Annotated in this window: 16 protein-coding genes and 1 pseudogene; 10 read left to right on the top strand and 7 right to left on the bottom strand. The window is 61.6% G+C overall.

Annotated features, from left to right (window positions below):
* Positions 1-66: 66 nt before the first annotated feature.
* Positions 67-720 (top strand): GrlR family regulatory protein, encoded by a 654-nt coding sequence (locus HCN58_RS13605; RefSeq protein ID WP_171579875.1) that lies wholly within the window; start codon positions 67-69, stop codon positions 718-720.
* On the opposite strand, the gene fabG is transcribed toward HCN58_RS13605, so the two are convergent.
* Positions 717-1,397: a 3-oxoacyl-ACP reductase FabG gene (gene fabG, locus HCN58_RS13600; protein ID WP_171579874.1), complete on the bottom strand. Its 681-nt coding sequence runs from the start codon at positions 1,395-1,397 to the stop codon at positions 717-719. The genes HCN58_RS13605 and fabG overlap by 4 nt on opposite strands.
* Positions 1,398-1,522: 125 nt before the next feature.
* Here fabG and HCN58_RS13595 point away from each other — a divergent pair, with 125 nt between their 5' ends.
* The 3 genes from HCN58_RS13595 (at position 1,523) to HCN58_RS13585 (ending at position 3,018) form a co-directional block, all read left to right on the top strand.
* Positions 1,523-2,230 (top strand): SGNH/GDSL hydrolase family protein, encoded by a 708-nt coding sequence (locus tag HCN58_RS13595; RefSeq protein ID WP_171579873.1) that lies wholly within the window; start codon positions 1,523-1,525, stop codon positions 2,228-2,230.
* A gap of 107 nt (positions 2,231-2,337) precedes the next feature.
* On the top strand, positions 2,338-2,538 hold the full coding sequence (locus tag HCN58_RS13590) for a hypothetical protein (protein ID WP_028346392.1): 201 nt from the start codon (positions 2,338-2,340) through the stop codon (positions 2,536-2,538).
* Between the two features lie 303 nt (positions 2,539-2,841).
* Positions 2,842-3,018, top strand: a complete 177-nt coding sequence (locus HCN58_RS13585) for a hypothetical protein (protein ID WP_171579872.1) — start codon at positions 2,842-2,844, stop codon at positions 3,016-3,018.
* A gap of 1 nt (position 3,019) precedes the next feature.
* Here the strand turns inward: HCN58_RS13585 and HCN58_RS13580 are convergent, their stop codons facing one another.
* Positions 3,020-3,766 carry a tyrosine-protein phosphatase gene (locus tag HCN58_RS13580; protein ID WP_171579871.1) on the bottom strand — a complete coding sequence of 249 codons (747 nt, stop codon included), beginning with the start codon at positions 3,764-3,766 and terminating at the stop codon, positions 3,020-3,022.
* A gap of 86 nt (positions 3,767-3,852) precedes the next feature.
* Here HCN58_RS13580 and HCN58_RS13575 point away from each other — a divergent pair, with 86 nt between their 5' ends.
* Positions 3,853-4,170 (top strand): MliC family protein, encoded by a 318-nt coding sequence (locus HCN58_RS13575; RefSeq protein ID WP_235983603.1) that lies wholly within the window; start codon positions 3,853-3,855, stop codon positions 4,168-4,170.
* Between the two features lie 90 nt (positions 4,171-4,260).
* Here HCN58_RS13575 and HCN58_RS13570 read toward each other — a convergent pair whose 3' ends face one another.
* Positions 4,261-4,464, bottom strand: coding sequence for a DUF2735 domain-containing protein (locus HCN58_RS13570; RefSeq protein WP_171579870.1), 204 nt, complete (start codon positions 4,462-4,464; stop codon positions 4,261-4,263).
* A gap of 566 nt (positions 4,465-5,030) precedes the next feature.
* Between HCN58_RS13570 and HCN58_RS13565 the strand changes: the two genes are divergently transcribed.
* The 3 genes and pseudogenes from HCN58_RS13565 to HCN58_RS13555 all read left to right on the top strand — a co-directional run bounded on the left by HCN58_RS13565 (position 5,031) and on the right by HCN58_RS13555 (position 7,549).
* The gene (locus HCN58_RS13565) at positions 5,031-6,068 is read left to right on the top strand and encodes a glutamine synthetase beta-grasp domain-containing protein (protein WP_171579869.1); all 1,038 of its coding nucleotides are present in this window, start codon (positions 5,031-5,033) and stop codon (positions 6,066-6,068) included.
* Between the two features lie 190 nt (positions 6,069-6,258).
* A pseudogene (locus HCN58_RS13560) lies at positions 6,259-6,844 on the top strand (GrlR family regulatory protein).
* Positions 6,845-6,850: 6 nt separating this feature from the next.
* On the top strand, positions 6,851-7,549 hold the full coding sequence (locus tag HCN58_RS13555) for a substrate-binding domain-containing protein (protein ID WP_171579868.1): 699 nt from the start codon (positions 6,851-6,853) through the stop codon (positions 7,547-7,549).
* Here the strand turns inward: HCN58_RS13555 and HCN58_RS13550 are convergent.
* Entirely contained in the window at positions 7,539-7,982 is a 444-nt protein-coding gene (locus tag HCN58_RS13550) for a DMT family transporter (RefSeq protein ID WP_376701173.1), read from the bottom strand. The two genes, HCN58_RS13555 and HCN58_RS13550, sit on opposite strands and share 11 nt — an antisense overlap.
* Before the next feature lie 126 nt (positions 7,983-8,108).
* On the opposite strand from HCN58_RS13550, the gene HCN58_RS13545 reads away from it, so the two are divergent.
* Together HCN58_RS13545 and HCN58_RS13540 are read left to right on the top strand one after the other, a co-directional pair.
* On the top strand, positions 8,109-8,267 hold the full coding sequence (locus tag HCN58_RS13545) for a hypothetical protein (protein WP_171579585.1): 159 nt from the start codon (positions 8,109-8,111) through the stop codon (positions 8,265-8,267).
* Positions 8,268-8,349: 82 nt separating this feature from the next.
* On the top strand, positions 8,350-9,054 hold the full coding sequence (locus tag HCN58_RS13540) for a GrlR family regulatory protein (RefSeq protein ID WP_171579866.1): 705 nt from the start codon (positions 8,350-8,352) through the stop codon (positions 9,052-9,054).
* Positions 9,055-9,198: 144 nt separating this feature from the next.
* On the opposite strand, the gene HCN58_RS13535 is transcribed toward HCN58_RS13540, so the two are convergent.
* Genes HCN58_RS13535 through HCN58_RS13525 form a run of 3 tightly spaced genes read right to left on the bottom strand, consistent with a single transcriptional unit; the run spans position 9,199 to position 12,822 of the window.
* Positions 9,199-9,399: a hypothetical protein gene (locus tag HCN58_RS13535; protein ID WP_171579865.1), complete on the bottom strand. Its 201-nt coding sequence runs from the start codon at positions 9,397-9,399 to the stop codon at positions 9,199-9,201.
* Complete coding sequence (locus HCN58_RS13530; protein ID WP_311966809.1) at positions 9,396-10,589, bottom strand: PepSY-associated TM helix domain-containing protein; 1,194 nt, start codon at positions 10,587-10,589, stop codon at positions 9,396-9,398. Before HCN58_RS13530 ends, HCN58_RS13535 begins: the two co-directional genes overlap by 4 nt.
* Positions 10,558-12,822 (bottom strand): TonB-dependent siderophore receptor, encoded by a 2,265-nt coding sequence (locus HCN58_RS13525; RefSeq protein ID WP_235983647.1) that lies wholly within the window; start codon positions 12,820-12,822, stop codon positions 10,558-10,560. Before HCN58_RS13525 ends, HCN58_RS13530 begins: the two co-directional genes overlap by 32 nt.
* Positions 12,823-13,473 lie beyond the last annotated feature (651 nt).

The following is a 13,473-nucleotide window of genomic DNA, read 5'->3' as shown; positions in this document are numbered from 1 at the left end:
CAGGGCGTGCTGTCAGGACTATACAAATTCCGTTTCACAACGGAGCGCGGGGAAGGTTCCGGCGTGATGTTCGCAACTGCGGGCGGCAGGCTTTATGGCGGCGATTCCGGTTCTTCGTTCATCGGCCATTTCACCGAGGCCGAAGGCGTCATCTCCGCCGAATGCATGATGTCGCGCCATTATCACGATCCCGGCTATGTACCGATGTTCGACATCGACAATATTGCGATGAAATTCACAGGCGTGCGCCGCGGCGAGGAAGTTCATTTCGAGGGCGGCAGCACGGCGTTGCCGGGAATCCGGTTCACAACGGTCCTGACCCCGATCAACGACGCCGACGCGCCGCCGCCCGGTGTGGTCGGCCCTGACGGGATCGGCAACGGACTGTATTCCATCCACATCCGTATGCTCGACGGAATCGATGCCGGCAACACCGGTGTCATGTTGCTGCAGGACGGCCGCATCAGGGGTGGCGACGCGTTCTTCGACTATGTCGGGGCGTACGCGGCGGCAAACGGCAAATGGAAGGGCGAACTCGTCAACCGCGAGCATACCCCGGCCAAGGGCGAACGGCCGGTATTTGGCGGCCACGAAGTCGGCATCGGGTTTTCCGGCACCTACGACCGCGACGGCGCGGAAGGCGAAGCCACCGCGCTCGCCGGCAAGCGCAGCATCCGCTTCAAGGCGGTGCTGCGAAAGCTGGGGGATGTTGAGGATTAAACCCTCCCGTTCACCGGCAGTAGCGCGCCGGTGACGGCGCTCGCGGCGTCGCTGGCGAGGAACAGGATGACCTCGGCCAATTCCTGTGGTGTCACCCATTTGGCGAAATCGGCCTTAGGCATGCTGGCGCGGTTGGCTGCGGTGTCGATGATCGACGGCAACACGGCATTGACCGTGATCTTGCCCTTGAGCTCGGCGGCGAGCGCCTCGGTGAGGCGGTGCACGCCGGCCTTGGAGGCGGCGTAGGCGCCCATGCCGGCACCTGCCTGCAGCGCGCCCATCGCGCCGACATTGACGATGCGGCCGGCGCCCGATGCGGTGAGGTGCGGGATCGCCGCGCGCGACGCGTTGAGCGCGGTCATGACGTTGAGCGCATACATGCGTTGCCAGGTTTTGGGATCGCCGTCCGCCACCGTCTCGAAGGCGAATCCGCCGGCGACATTGATCAGCGCATCCAGCTTGCCGAAATGCGCGGCCGCAGCGTCGATGGCCTTTTTGGCTACCGCCGCATCGGTGAGGTCGACGCCGCCGAGTTCGAACAGGTCCGCCGTGGCCGGGGCTTGCGTCGGCGCATGATCGACGCTCGCAATCCTGGCGCCCCGTGCCAGCGCTTCATCCACGACGACGCTGCCAAGTGCGCCGAGAGCACCCGTCACGATAATGACTTTTCCGTCCATGATGGGCCTCCATACGCTAAACACGGGAGCGAAGCCTAGCGCCGGGAGCTTTTCATTTGCAATGCGGCTTATTTCTGCATCCAAATGCGGGCATGCGATGAACCATTCCCGCGAAGGATGTTCACATGCCCGACGCGACCAGGCCCTGCGAGACACATCCCGATCTCGTCAGCTTCAAATACCCGCTGCGGTTTTTCAAGGAAGCTCTCAGGTACAAGCGAAAAGTCAGGATCGTCGCCATTGGATCGTCCTCGACGGCAGGTGTCCTACCGGTCTTGCCTTATCCGCCCCGGCTGGAATTACTCCTGCGGCGCAGCTTCAAATTCTATGGCCGCATGATTGACGTGCTGAATCGCGGGATCGGCGGGCAGGAGTCTCCGGAGGAATTATCGCGCCTCGAGACCGATGTGATCGACGAAACACCTGCGCTTGTCATCTGGCAGGTCGGCACCAACGCCGTATATCGCAACACCAGCTATAATCCGGATGAAGTGGGAAAGGCGATCGCGGTCGGTCTTGATTGGCTCGCCGGTTTGCAGATGGATGTGGTGCTGATGGACTTGCAATATACGCAAGCCATGGTTGACCAAGACCACATCAAGCAATCCAAGGCGATGGTAGAGCGGATAAAGGCCATTGGAGAGAAGGCCGGGGTCAACGTCTTCAGCCGCTTCGCGCTGATGAAGCGCTGGGTCGACGACGGCATTCCGATTCTCGATCTGGACGATGGAGACAATGCCCACCTTCATACGGGCGAATGGGCGACGAATTGCATCACGCACGCCCTTTTTGGTGCGATCGAGCGGGTGGTTGAATTGGACGGCGTCACGTAGGACTATGGAATGGGACGAAATCGATAAAATTTGCCGGAGTTCTGTAAGCCGTTTGCAGATTCCGTTCGGTAGAACCGGACTGCAACAAAAAGGCAGGGGGATTTGTCATGGGTTTGCCGGATCATGGTTTACCGCTTGTTCAGCTTAAGGAGCAGCGGCGCGACCTGGTCGTAGCGCTGCAGAATCGCAGCGGTCCGGTCTCGAGCTGGGAATTGATGCAGATCGCTGCGATCCAGCAGGCGATTTCGGCATTCGAGGACGTCATCGCCGATCTCGACGCCGAACTGGAAATGGAAGCGGCGGCCTGAGCCGATAACCGTTGTCTTGCGGGCCGCTCCGGCCCGCTTTACGGCGGGCGTCAGCCGGATAAGATCGCGCCATGCGCCTCGCTCTGGCATTTCCACTCGTTCTCCTCGCATTGTGTGTGTGCAGCCGACGGCTGGCGCGTCTGCGCAGGCTTGCGTTGCCGATCAACATGGTGGCCTTGTGTGCGGCGAGGGCAAGGCGGACAGCCGGGCTGTCGTCGAGGTCGCGAACAGCCGTTGGGACAGCGATTCCTTTGCGTATTACCGGATCGATGGTGAAACGGCGCCAAGCTCGATCTGTTCCGCGTGCGTACGGATCTGCCGGTGACGCTCGATGAGCGCGGCCGCGTTCGCTTTACCGCGATGCTCTATGTGCCCAAGAGCGAAACCAGCAACGACTACAAGGTACAGATCAACGTTCGGACGACAGGCGGCAAGCCGTCCGCGCAGGTCGTATCGATGCGGTGGATGAAGGCAGATTAGATCAGCGCTGCAGATAGCGCGCTTCGAGATGGGCGCGTTCGGCTTCGCCAAGACCGAGGCCATCGCGCAGATAGGTTTCGAGATCGCCATAGTCGGCGTCGATGGCTTCGAACGCTGCGGCAAGAAACGACGCCTGCACAGAGCCGAGCACCTGCCTGACGTGGTCGGGCAGATCGCTGCTGTGATTGGGATCCCTGCGGTAGAAGCGGTTGGTCAGGAGATAATCTTCCGAGATGATGTCGTCGGCAACGCCGAGCGTATGCAGGATCAGCGCGCAGGCAAAACCGGTGCGGTCCTTGCCGGCGGTGCAGTGGATCACCAGCGGCGCGCGATCTTCCAGCAAACGCGCAAACAGCGTCCGGAAGTGCTGCGTGTTTTTCTGCACATAGCTGCGGTAGGAGTCGCGCATGACCTCGATGGCGTGGTCCGTCGACAGCGGCGTGCCGGCGGCCGCGATGGCGCGCAGTGCCGCGACCACCGTCGGCTCGACCGGCAGCGAATGAACTGATATTTCGGGCATGCCACACAGGGCGGCGGCGCGCTCCTCGGTGCCGCGAAAGTCGAACGCGCTGCGGACGCCCAGCTCCCGCAGGATCGCGACATCGCCTTCGGTGAGATGGCCAAGATGGTTGGAGCGAAAAATCTGCCGCCAACGCACAATGCGGCCGTCGCTTGTCGGATAACCGCCGAGGTCGCGGAAATTGCTGGCGCCGGCGAGATTGAGGTGGCGGGTGGGGGAATCTGACATCATGCGGCAAGGGTTGGGACGGAGAACAAGGGACGGGTGTCGTTCGGCCCCGTCTCGTCTATACTGAACTCACAAGGGGGCGAAGCATGAATCGGCGGAACATAACGATTTTCGGTGCGGCGCTAGGGCTCGCCGCGGTTGCGACCATGCCATCGCCGGCATCGGCGCAGTCAAGCTTCAACAATTATCGTTGCGCCGACGGATCGCAATTCACCGTCGGATTTTTCCAATACGACAAGCGCGCCCATCTGCAGCTCGACGGCAAGGCGCTGACGCTGCCGAGGCGTTGGACCCTGTCGGGGTCGCGTTATCAGGGGAAGGGCGTGACCCTGAGGATCACCAAAGCCGGCATCACCACACTCAAGCACGCCAGACGGCGGACCACGACGTGCGAGCAGTCATGAAAAAGGGCCGAAACGATTTCGTTCCGACCCTTTTTAGTTCTCTGTCCGGGCCGCGCTTGCCCGGCGTCCCTGCCAAACACCTCCCAGGCATCAGTGATCCCGCTCGGTTTTGGCGTCCTCGATCGCCGCGGCGTGGTACCAGTTATCGCTGCAGTCCGCGACGTTGACCGGCTGGGCAGCGAACTCGGTCACGGCTTTGGTCTCGCCATAGCGACGTCCCCCGAGAGCCGCCCGGCCCCCGGCTGGGAATTGGTAGATCTTGGCTGACCCGTGATTCAAACTCTGATTCATCATTGCAGTCTCCCTTTGTCGAAGCGCGAGCTCCATGGTGCGCCCGACTCGTTCTCCAGTGGTTACGGAAGTCGATATTGTCGGTGCCCCGAGCGGGTGCAAGTGACCAAGAGATCGGCAGGGTTTGTCTATTTCGTAGGCAATTTCGGCGGTGCATTCTGCGAGGCAGCATTTGCATGACCAACGCGTGAGCCGACGAGATGGTTGCTCGGGTGAGCCGGCGTCCCACGCGGAAGCCTCAAATCGATGCCGAACCTTTAAGCGCTTTGCGGAGGGAAGGGAAAAATGCCGGAGAAATGGGCTGGATTCGGCTGGCAAGCCTGCCGCCAGACTGCCTGATTTGCCGGCCTGCCGCGGTCCTATGTCGCAGCTTTTATTTTGGGCCGCCGGCGGCTCGCCCTGCGGATGGCCCTTGCCGCACTGCAGCGGTTGGCACGTAACGTGCTTAGTAAGGAGAGGCCTGACGTGGCCGGGTACACGTATGCGGAGACCTCCAGGGGGCTGGGCGTCAAAATCCAGAATTCAAGGCTTCGGTTTCCCGCATTTCATAGCAACTCAAGAGAGGCTCAATGACCAAGTACAAGCTCGAGTATATTTGGCTCGACGGCTATACGCCGACGCCGAATCTGCGCGGCAAAACGCAGATCAAGGAATTCGACAAGTTCCCGACGCTCGAACAGCTTCCGCTGTGGGGCTTCGACGGCTCCTCGACCATGCAGGCCGAAGGCCATAGCTCCGATTGCGTGCTGAAGCCGGTCGCCGTCTATCCCGATGCTGCGCGTGAAAACGGCGCCCTGGTGATGTGCGAAGTCATGATGCCCGATGGCAAGACCCCGCACCCCTCGAACAAGCGCGCAACCATCCTCGACGATGAAGGCGCCTGGTTCGGCTTCGAGCAGGAATATTTCTTCTACAAGGACGGCCGTCCGCTCGGCTTCCCCTCGGACGGTTATCCGGCTCCGCAGGGCCCATACTACACCGGCGTCGGCTACAAGAACGTCGGTGATGTCGCCCGCAAGATCGTGGAAGAGCATCTCAACCTCTGCCTCGCCGCCGGCATCAACCACGAAGGCATCAACGCCGAAGTGGCGAAGGGCCAGTGGGAATTCCAGATCTTCGGCAAGGGCTCCAAGACCGCTGCCGACCAGATGTGGATGGCCCGCTACCTGATGCTGCGCCTCACCGAGAGCTACGGTATCGACATCGAATTCCACTGCAAGCCGCTCGGCGATACCGACTGGAACGGCTCCGGCATGCACGCCAACTTCTCGACCAAGTACATGCGCGAAGTCGGCGGCAAGGAATATTTCGAGAAGCTGATGGCTGCCTTTGACAAGAATCTCATGGACCACATTGCGGTCTATGGGCCGGATAACGACAAGCGCCTGACCGGCAAGCACGAGACCGCGCCCTGGAACAAGTTCAGCTACGGCGTGGCCGACCGCGGCGCTTCGATCCGTGTGCCTCACTCGTTCATCAAGAACGACTACAAGGGCTATCTGGAAGACCGCCGCCCGAACTCGCAGGGCGACCCCTACCAGATCGCTTCCCAGATCCTGAAGACGATCGCGGAAGTCCCGACCGGCGCCAAGGCGGCCGCGGCCTAAGGGACTTATTGCTACGGACCCGGGCAGCCGGGTTGCAAGCAGATCCGCCAGGGCGAAGCGCCTTGGCGGATCGTTGCGTTTTGATGACACGGCGTCTTGATGAGTTTGCTTCAAATACCCCGGCTCAAGGTCGTTTCCCTCCGCTATGAACCGCGCTAGACAGCGGGGTGGGTTTGCCGGGGACACGGCATTGTTTGAGGGATTTTACAAAGTCAGGTTTCAGCTTGGCGCCGCGGTCGGCCGCAGCGTGATGTATGCGCGCGACGGCAGAATGCTGGGCGGCAACTCGGCCTTCGCCCATATCGGCACTTATGAAAAGCACGACGACGGCGTCGACATCCTGATCCAGACCGTGCGCCATAACCCGGACCCGAATTACCGCGCGATGGCCGGTACCGACGATGCCACCCTGTTGGCGAAGGGCAGGGCAGACGGCAACCTCTATCGCTTTGAAGGCGGCTTGAAGGAATTGCCCGGCGTGGCGTTCCATTCGGTGATGACGCCGATCGAGCAGGAGGTCATCCCGATCGCCGGCAGCGTCGGTGAGGGCGGCATCGTCAACGGCCTTTTCTGAGAACGGCCGCTGGAAAGGCCAGATCCTCAATCAGGAGCACACGCCCGCCATGGGCGAGAATCCCATCTTCGGCGGGCATGAAATCGGCATCGGCTTTTCCGGCACCTGCGACGAGGAAGGTGCGCTGCTGGAGGCGACCGCGCTCGCCGGCAAGCGCAGCCTTCGCATGACCGCGGTCCTGAAACTAATGCGCCGGGTGTAGCGGCTGATGGCCGATACCGTGCGCGTCCTCTCGACGCTGGCATTGAAGGGCGCCATGCAAAGCCTGGCCAGCCAGTACCAGGCGGCCGGCGGCGCACGTGTCGACGCCGATTTCGCGCCTACCTTGGCCCTGTTGGACCGGCTGCGCGCCGGCCAGGCCGCGGACGTTGTCATGCTGACCCGCGAGGGGCTGGACGAGGTTGCGCGCGAGGGGCGGGTGGTCGTCGAGACATGCGTGGACCTGGCCCGCTCGTTCGTCGGCATCGCCGTGAAGGCCGGGGCGGCCCATCCCGATATCGCCACCGAGGGGGCACTGTGCGCGGCGCTGCTCGCCGCGCGCTCGGTGGCCTATTCACGGCTCGGCGCCAGCGGCATTCTGTTTGCAAAACTGATCGAGCAACTCGGCATTGCCGCCGAGATCAATGCGAGGGCGCAGATCATCCCGCAAGGTTTTACCGCTGAGAAGCTGGTGACCGGCGAGGTCGATCTGGCCGTCCAGCAAATCAGCGAGTTGAAGCAGGTCGTGGGCATCGAGGTGGTTGGACCCATTCCACGCGAACTGCAAACGCCCGCGATATTTTCCGCCGGGCGAATGGCGGCGGCGAACATGCCGGCCGAAGCAGACCGGCTGCTGCGATTTCTCGCGTCGCCTGCGGTTGCACCAGCATTGCGCGAGAGCGGGCTCGAGCCCGGACCTAATCCCTGATCAGGACGACGCCGGCGATCAGGAGCACCGCGCCTCCGAGCCGCGCGGCGCTGATCGGATGCGGCGTCAGCCCGAACGCGCCGAAATGATCGAGCGTAATTGCGGCGAGCACCTGGCCGGCGATGACAAGCGCAAACAGCGTCGCCGCGCCGAGCGAGGGCAGCAACAGGATCACCAGCAGGATGAACGCGCCGCCAAATACGCCGCCCGACCATGCATACCACGGTACGTCGGCTATTGCTTTCCAGGAGGGAACGCGCTCCCGGAACGCCATCACGGTAGCGATCATGGTTATGAGGCCGACGGCATAGCTGACCAGCCCCGCCCAGACCGGCGACGCCAGCGCCGTGCGCAGGCTGCCATTGAGCACCTGCTGGGTCGCGACGCTGACGCCGGCGCCGAGCGCAAGGAGATAGAGGAAGAAATGTTGCACGTAATCCCCCGTTAATTCCATGCCGGCCGAGCGATGCCGGCAGTATGAGACCAGACAACGCGAATAGCCGGATCGGAACAAGAGGACCTGCGCCGCAATTGTTGCGGACGGGGCTCGCAACAAGCGGTGCTGGCCATGATCCGAAAACTGCAGTCGGGCGAATACCGGCTCTATTCCCGCAAAATTAACCCGAAAACCGGCAAACGCCGTAATCTCGGAACCTTCAAATCACGGGCGGCGGCGGAAAAGCACGAACGCGCGGTGCAGTATTTCAAACGGCATTGAAACTGCGATAAAACGCGCGCTGGTTCCATGGCCGCGGCGGTGCTAAGCCCGGCGGACCATTCGATAGGCGGGAACGGCTTCGGTGCTGAGCGGACTCTACAAGGTCGAGTACGGCGTGAACGATGCGTTCGGCCGCAGCATCATGTGCATGCACAATGGCAAGCTATTGGGCGGCAATTCCGCCTTTGCCCATCTCGGCACCTATCAGGAGACGGCGGAGGAAATTGTCGGCGAGGTCATCACCCAGCGCCACAATGACGACCCCCACTACAAGCCGCTGATGGATACAGACGTCGCCGCTATCAGCGTGAGAGGCAGGCTGCAGGGCAACAAGATCCGTTTTGAAGGCAGCGCCGCGCCGCGACCGGGCGCCTTGTTCTGGGCCGAGCTGACGCGCCTCGACGACGAAGCGTTGCCGCCGGTTGGCACCGTTGGGCAGGGCGGGGTCGTCAACGGGCTCTATTCCCTTCAGCTCCGCGCGCTCGATGGTGTCAAGGCCGGCTTGTCCGGCGTCATGCTGCTGCTGGACGGCCGCATCCTCGGCGGAGACGCCTTTTTCTACTACCTCGGTTCCTACTCTTCGGCCAACGGCCGCTGGAAGGGCGAGATCCTTAACCAGGAGCATACGCCAGCAAGGGGCGAAAACCCCGTGTTCGGCGGCCATGAGGTGGGCATCGGCTTTACCGGCACCTGCGACGAGGCGGGGGCTGAACTCGAAGCTATCGCATTGGCTGGAAAGCGCAGCCTCCGGCTAGCCGCGACGCTGAAGCTGATGCGGCCCGCTTAGCCTTACTGCGTCATAAGCCCCTCATGGTGAGGAGCGCGAAGCACGTCTCGAACCACGAGGCCCGGTGTTTGCGGCCTACATCCTTCGCGACGCCCGCTCTGCGGGATCCTCAGGGATTTTTGAGCAGCTACTTACGCGGTAGAACTAGACGCGCCTTCGCCGCGCGAAAAACCAGGCAGTAACGATGACGGGCGCGCCTAGCGCGAGCCAGGAAAAATAGCGGCCGGGTCCGTCGGACAATAGCGCGCTTAATAGCCCAGCGACCGAGAGCACGCCGATCAGCAGCGGACCGCCATAAACGGTCCACCAATTGCCACTGGATCGCGAGTTGCGGGCCGTGGTCATCGCGACGGCTGCAAAGAGGGCTGCCCCGCGATCGCGTGGTTACGGTGCTTGCGACGTTTGACGATCCACAGATAGAGCCCGCTGACGATGACGACGATGGTCATGACGTCGAGCAGCGCCCAGATGATTTTCAGCGGCATGCCGCCATAGTCGCCGAAGTGCAGCGGTTGCGAGACCAGCAGCGCCTTGAGATAGACCGGAAGATCGCGCGCGTCGGAGACTTCTCCGGTTTCGCCATCGAGCAGCACCGGCTTGAGCAGCCGCGACGTCAGCGGTGTGTCGCCGCGCATGAACACCGCGAAATGATGCGAACTCGTGAACGGGGTGCCCGGAAAGGCGATGAAGGAGATGTTCATGCCCGGCGCTGTTGTCCGCGCTCTTTCGATCGTTTTATCGAGCGAGGCCAGATGCACCGGCGGCGGCTTGCCCGCGTACGGCTTGACCATGTCAGCGAGTTCGTTGGCCTTCCACTGGCTCAGCATTACTTCCGCAAGCGTGTTGATGACGCCGGTGGCACCGACCACCAGCGCCCATGCGATGGTTACGGCGCCGAGCAGATTGTGCCAATCAAACCAGGCAATACGGCGCGACTTGTCCCTGAGGGTGCCAAAGCTCAGGCGGCGGCTGAACGGCCAGTACAGCACCACGCCGGAGACGATCGCGACCAGGAACAGGAAGCCCATTGCGCCGAGGAATAGCTTACCGGGGTGGCCCGCAAACATATCGACGTGAAGCTTGAGGAATATCAGCATCGGGCCGCCGCCGACCGAGCCGAGCGGCTTGGCGGTGTGTGCATCATACGCCCTGAGCGTCGCGGCATCCGGATCGCCGTCGGCCTTGTTGTTGGTGAAGGCGATCACCGTATTCGGTTCGTCCTTGTCCCACAGGATGTACTGCAGCACGCGGCCGGGATCGTGCGCGAGCGCAGTTCGAGCGATTTCGTCGATGCTCTGTTTCACCGTGCCCGGCTGGACGATCTCGGGCTTCGGATCGTAGCCGAGCAGCTCATCGATCTCGTGATGGAATATCAGCGGTAGGCCCGTGATGCACAGCAGCAGCAGGAACAGCGTCGATATCAGGCTGCTCCAGGTGTGGACCACCGACCAGATACGAACCGTCCTCGCCTTCAGTGCAGCCTCCCGGCCGATCGCGTCCGCGCTACCATTTATAGGCGAGGCTCGCCGTGACACGGCGGCGATCGCCGTAGAAGCAGGATGTTGGCGACGCGCAACTCGCGACATAGATCTCATCGGTGACATTGATGAAGTTCAACGCCGCACGCCAGTTTTGCCATTCGTAATGGATCGCGGCGTCGCCGAGCACGACCGACGGAACTACGAGCGTGTTAGCGTCATTGGCGAATGAAGGGCCGATATAGCGCACGCCACCACCGAAGCCGAAACCAGTCAGCGGCCCCTCCTGGAAGGTGTAGTCCGTCCAGACCGATCCCACCTGTTGTGGCGTGTTAGTCGGCGTCCGGCCAAGCAGCGCCGCGTCCGTATGCTTGCTGTTGAACAGATCGTAGGTTGTGAATGCGCCGACCATCTTTAGTCCAGGCGCGACATTGGCGACGGCCTCGAGTTCAAGACCGCGCGAGGTGACCTCGCCGGTCTGAGTCTGCAGATTCGGCGGCACGCTGTTGGGATCCGTCGTGAGTACATTTTGTCGCTTCAGATCGAACACGGCGATGCCGAAGTGACCGTTAAAGCCGTTAGGCCGAAACTTCAGTCCGACCTCGGCCTGCTCACCGGTTTCCGGCAAAAGAAGCTGGTTCGAGGAGTTGACGCCGATGACCGGGTTATAGCTTGTCGCGTACGCAACATAAGGCGCAAGACCGTTGTCGAAATTGTAGATCAGGCCGGCGCGGCCGCTGAACTTGCTGTCTTCGCGGTTGATCTGCGTGGCGCCGGTCGGACGGTCGCCCTGGCTCGTCGACACCCAATCGTTGCGGCCGCTCAAGACCAGGGTAAAGCTCCCGAACTTGATCTGGTCCTGAATGTAGGTGCCGAGCTGCTGCTGGGTCAGGAGGAAGTTGCGGAACGGCGCGGTGGAGAACGGTATGTCGCCAACACCGTAGGACGGATTTAGCGCGTTGATCGGCGGCACTCCGCCAAAATCAAATATTTGATAGTCATCGATCCGATAGCTTCTCAGATCCACCCCAAACAGCATCGTGTGCTCCAGAGGTCCGGTATCGAAACGATATTCCAGTTGGTTGTCGAGATTGGCCTGATTGGCAGTGTTCTTCGCGTACCAATTGTACCGTGCGATGTCGCCCGTCGCCAGATTAGCATAGCCGTTGCCGATCAAGCCTCGATAGGTGACGTCGACATGGGCAAAGCGGGCATTCTGACGGAATGTGAAGTTGTCGGTGAGGTTCTTCTCGAACCGATAGCCGATCATCTCCTGTTCGCGTTTGAACGTATCAACGCTGGGATCGCCGACGAACAGTTTGGTCGGGATGCGGCCGAACGGTGCATCGGTCACCGTTCCGACATAGGGCAGGAAATTGATGCCGCGGGTATCCTGCTTCGACGCCGACGCCAGCACGGTGAACGTCGTATCCGCGTCCGGCTTGTAGGTGACCGACGGCGCGATGAAGTAGTTATTGTCGGGCGTGAAATCGACCTGTGTGCCGCCGTTCTGGACCTGGCCGACAACACGATAGAACACCTTTCCATTCTCGGCAGGCGTCGCGACCGGCCCGCCCACATCGAAGGAAAAATAGGCGTTACCAAGGTTATTCACGCCGGTCTCGAGATAGCGGATCGGCTCGACCGGAGGCGCCTTACTGACCGCGTTGACGATACCGCTTGGGCTTGAACCGCCATACAGCACGGCGGAAGGGCCGCGCAACACCTCGACGCGCTCCATATTGAAAGGCTGCAGCTTCCAGCTCGCATAAGATGTGTAGAAGAGCTGCAGCCCGTCGAGGAACAGGCCGACGTCGTCCGACTTGAAACCGCGGATCAAAAACCAGTCATTGCGGGTATCGGCGCCGAATGTCCCGGCGATGACGCCCGGCGAGTACCTCAGGATCTCGTCGAACTTGCCGGGCTTCTGGTCGCGAATCTGCTCGCTACCGATCACCGACAGCGACTGCGGCGTCTCCATTATCGGCGTGTTGGTCTTGGTGCCCGCCATCGAGCGGCCAGCAACGTAACCCTGGACCGCGCCGCGCGGGTTTTCGACGAAGCCGACGCCGCGTTGCGGCTGCGGCCTGTTGGATTGCGCTGTCTGCGTTGCACGCCGTGTCTGCCGCCGCTCTGGCGATGCTGCGCGACGGCGAGCCTCCGGCGATGCGACGACCACGGGGGGTAACGACTGTGCCCCCGATTGCGCCGAAGAGCTTGACTGCGCGAACGTCGACTGCGGCCACAACGCCAATATCGATACGGTCGCCAACGCGGCGATCCGGAACAAATCACGAGACTTCAAGATGCCACCCCAACCTGCAAGCAAGTACGTGCGCGCATTTTGAAAACTCGGCTGCGCAACGCACGGACGCATACGCGAGGGCGGGAGATTTCTCTAATGGAAAGGTTCTTAGAGTGGCTCTTAGAAAACTTCCAGGAATGGGTGCGAAGGATTGTTTTTCAAGTTACGGGCACGCAGCAGCTGTAAAGGTGGAACATCCGGCCATCTTGGTTCCTTCGCGCGGGCAACATTGGCTGCTCTCGGCAAAAAATGCAGGCAAAGTTTCGGAACGGGGCGCCCGCTTCGAGCGTTGACGGGTTGAGTTGATAGCTGTGGAAGGAAAAATCCGACCAAGAGCGTCAGCTCAAAATGCCCCGTCGGTATTGCGATTGGCCGGCGGGGTCTTTCATTTCGGAGAGGCTAGCGCCAGCTATGAACCGAAGCCGCGAGCCCAATGGCGTCGAACCCGAGAAGACGGAAGACGACATTCAGCGAGAACAACTCGGACCTCGCGGTGTACCTGGTGCGCCCGACCCTGCCAAAATGACGCCACAGCGCGAGAAGAAGACGCCAAAGCATATCGACCCCGGTCACACGGCATAGCAGCCGGGCAGCGCTACCGTTCGAATCCCTAAGGCATCCGCCTCCCCATCCGGC

Source organism: Bradyrhizobium australiense, from assembly GCF_013114825.1.
GTDB lineage: Bacteria > Pseudomonadota > Alphaproteobacteria > Rhizobiales > Xanthobacteraceae > Bradyrhizobium > Bradyrhizobium australiense.
The sequence above is the reverse complement of the archived record's forward strand: the minus strand, read 5'-3'. Positions and strand labels throughout refer to the sequence as shown.

What these genes read in the sequence shown, in the direction of transcription:
- HCN58_RS13605 (WP_171579875.1), top strand. Translation starts at nt 67, where the DNA reads ATGTTCGCAACTGCGGGCGGCAGGCTTTATGGCGGCGATTCCGGTTCT.
- HCN58_RS13590 (WP_028346392.1), top strand. Translation starts at nt 2,338, where the DNA reads ATGGGTTTGCCGGATCATGGTTTACCGCTTGTTCAGCTTAAGGAGCAG.
- HCN58_RS13570 (WP_171579870.1), bottom strand. Translation starts at nt 4,464, where the DNA reads ATGATGAATCAGAGTTTGAATCACGGGTCAGCCAAGATCTACCAATTC.
- HCN58_RS13580 (WP_171579871.1), bottom strand. Translation starts at nt 3,766, where the DNA reads ATGTCAGATTCCCCCACCCGCCACCTCAATCTCGCCGGCGCCAGCAAT.
- fabG (WP_171579874.1), bottom strand. Translation starts at nt 1,397, where the DNA reads ATGGACGGAAAAGTCATTATCGTGACGGGTGCTCTCGGCGCACTTGGC.
- HCN58_RS13595 (WP_171579873.1), top strand. Translation starts at nt 1,523, where the DNA reads ATGCCCGACGCGACCAGGCCCTGCGAGACACATCCCGATCTCGTCAGC.
- HCN58_RS13565 (WP_171579869.1), top strand. Translation starts at nt 5,031, where the DNA reads ATGACCAAGTACAAGCTCGAGTATATTTGGCTCGACGGCTATACGCCG.
- HCN58_RS13555 (WP_171579868.1), top strand. Translation starts at nt 6,851, where the DNA reads ATGGCCGATACCGTGCGCGTCCTCTCGACGCTGGCATTGAAGGGCGCC.
- HCN58_RS13535 (WP_171579865.1), bottom strand. Translation starts at nt 9,399, where the DNA reads ATGACCACGGCCCGCAACTCGCGATCCAGTGGCAATTGGTGGACCGTT.
- HCN58_RS13575 (WP_235983603.1), top strand. Translation starts at nt 3,853, where the DNA reads ATGAATCGGCGGAACATAACGATTTTCGGTGCGGCGCTAGGGCTCGCC.